Raw genomic sequence first — 2,366 nt, forward strand, 5'->3', positions numbered from 1 at the left:
TTAAAAGAAATTAGAACAAAATGAGTGAAAAATTAGAACAAACAAATTCCTTATAAACCTTATCATCTCAACCTATATTAAGATTTTACCTAGTTGAATCTTCTTTTCTATATAAAGCGTCGGAGCATATCAGGGGGTTATCTAACGTAAATGCTACCCTTAGGCTCGCTTTCGCTCGGCATTGACGTCAGATACTGCACCCCCTGAACCCCCATGCTCCAACAGCAAAAAGGAAACTTTTTGCTGCTTTTCCGACGCTTATTCGCTTCGCTCATATTTATATAGAAAAGAAGTGAATGCGCAAAAGACATAATCGATTCACAAAAAATAGGTACACGAAAAACAAGTTAAGGGATGCTGTTTATGCATCCCTTAACTTACTTATTAAATAATTTATAGCTATTGAAAAGAGATAAGAATTGTTCAAAGCTAATATTGTTTAAATCGTCAATTCCTGCATGTTTTAAGGAATTGTTAAATTGATTTTTTGTAAATATTTTCTTGTATTCTTTGTTAACCCATTTCATAACGAAATAATTATACTTCTGTTTATCTTTGTGTGATATTCTTGATTTTTTTCTATTTAATCTGATAAGTGAGCTATTCACTTTAGGTTTAGGATGAAAATATTCTCTTGGAACCATACTTAATATAGAAATATCAACTTCTGCCATTAAAAATAATGCCAATGAGCGTTTTGTATTTAATAATCTTTTAGCAAACCCGTATTCCACGATTAAATAAATCTCATCAGCTATACTATCAAAAACAATTTTGCGTATTATATCCGTACTTATGTTATAAGGTATATTACCAAATATTTTATAGGATTGGTTTTTAGGAAATTTAAACTGCAATATATCCTTGTTTAAAACTTGGAAATTATCGTGATCAACAAGTTTATTTTCTGTAGTTTTGCATAATTTATGGTCTATTTCAATGGCAGTTACGAAATTACACCTCTGTACTAATTCAAGGGTAAAATGCCCTTTTCCTGAGCCGATTTCAAAGATATTATCATGTTCATTTAATCTTATATTTGTCATTATTTTATCTATATTATGTTTTGAAGTAATAAAGTTTTGACTGTGTTTTATATTTTTCTCGTTCATTATAACCCTCTTTATTTTTTCCTCCTTATAAAATTAGTATAATTATAGCACGAGCTCTGATAAATATGAACATGATGAGTGATCGTTAAATTTATACTGCAATCTGATGCGATTATTGAATAAAAGATATGAGAGATTTATCTAGTTTCTTTTTTTACAAGAAAAAAGAAAGTTCTTAAAGGTTTTATACTTTTGGTCGTAGAGCACACGGTTTAACGACTTAATTACGAAGTAAATAAGTCTAGTGTGTTAGACTTTAATGTTTTTTTAAGGCATTAGTGCATTTAAGCGTCAGAGCATGGCTTTATGCCGAGAAAACTATTGGTTGGAATGGCGTGTGTGTTAGCCAAAGCTTTGGCGAGTTGGTTGGGGGTTTCATGGGATTAATCCCATGAAAGTACCAACTCAACAACACACTAACGCCTGTTGGTTCCAACCAATAGGAAATTGGAATAAGCAATTAGTATAATGAGAGTATAATGTTGGTATAACGTTAGTATAATGATGCTTTTTTTCATTATATTTTTTATGTACTTTAAACCTGCACGCTTATGTGAATTAGAAAAAGCTTAATCGCATTTCATAGATTGACCTCCCAATAACTACGTGGTGTTATTGGGAGGTCAATCTATTTCATTTGCGTTAAGCTTTTGATCTACATTAAGCGTGCAGGTTTTTTGTCTATTTGTAGACGATTTTATGTTATACTAGTCCTTGAAAGAATAATAATCAGATAATGCATTTTCTTGTTTTTCATTTGCCTCTTGCTCAAAGTTCCCAAATTCGAGTAAGAGGTATTTTTGTTTTTGGTCGTCGCCTCTCATTAGTAGTTCAGGGTTTAACATTAATACTCCAGTTTTTCTTTTTATAATATTTCCTTCTTCTAAGATTTTAAGTGTTGTTATTACTGTTTGTAGACTTGTTCCTGTAGCTTTTGCTATTTCTCTTGTTGTAGCTATCATTGTATTGTTACTTAAGTGGACATTATCTAGGATATAGTTAACGATTTTAAGTTTTTTTCCGCCAATCATATCTAACATACTTATTAATTGCACTATATATGCCTTTACGAAGTTACCAGACGTTTGTTTACGGTATAACTTGTCTACCTCTATGACTTCTCCACTTTCTTCGTCTATGAGCCTCTGAGAGCCTTTATAGACTGTTCCATATCTTTCTTTCATCTTTTTCTCACTCCTTATTTTAAACTATTCTAACTATATCATAACTGTTAACATTTGTTAAAAGAAATTA

General features: G+C 31.0%; 2 protein-coding genes. Both read right to left on the reverse strand.

Features of this window, described 5'->3' with window-relative positions; all coding sequences use genetic code 11:
- Nucleotides 1-377 precede the first annotated feature (377 nt).
- A complete protein-coding gene (gene erm(C), locus JV528_RS13795) occupies nt 378-1,112 on the reverse strand; it encodes a 23S rRNA (adenine(2058)-N(6))-methyltransferase Erm(C) (protein ID WP_001003263.1) in 735 nt (244 codons plus the stop codon).
- Nucleotides 1,113-1,819: 707 nt separating this feature from the next.
- Nucleotides 1,820-2,296 carry a replication/maintenance protein RepL gene (locus JV528_RS13800; RefSeq protein ID WP_000664727.1) on the reverse strand — a complete coding sequence of 159 codons (477 nt, stop codon included), beginning with the start codon at nt 2,294-2,296 and terminating at the stop codon, nt 1,820-1,822.
- Between the last annotated feature and the right edge of the window lie 70 nt (nt 2,297-2,366).

It is taken from the genome of Staphylococcus sp. GDB20D11A (assembly GCF_016893255.1).
In the GTDB taxonomy this organism is placed as follows: domain Bacteria; phylum Bacillota; class Bacilli; order Staphylococcales; family Staphylococcaceae; genus Staphylococcus; species Staphylococcus aureus.

Coding starts and splice junctions, on each gene's coding strand:
- JV528_RS13800 (WP_000664727.1), bottom strand. CDS start 2,296: ATGAAAGAAAGATATGGAACAGTCTATAAAGGCTCTCAGAGGCTCATA.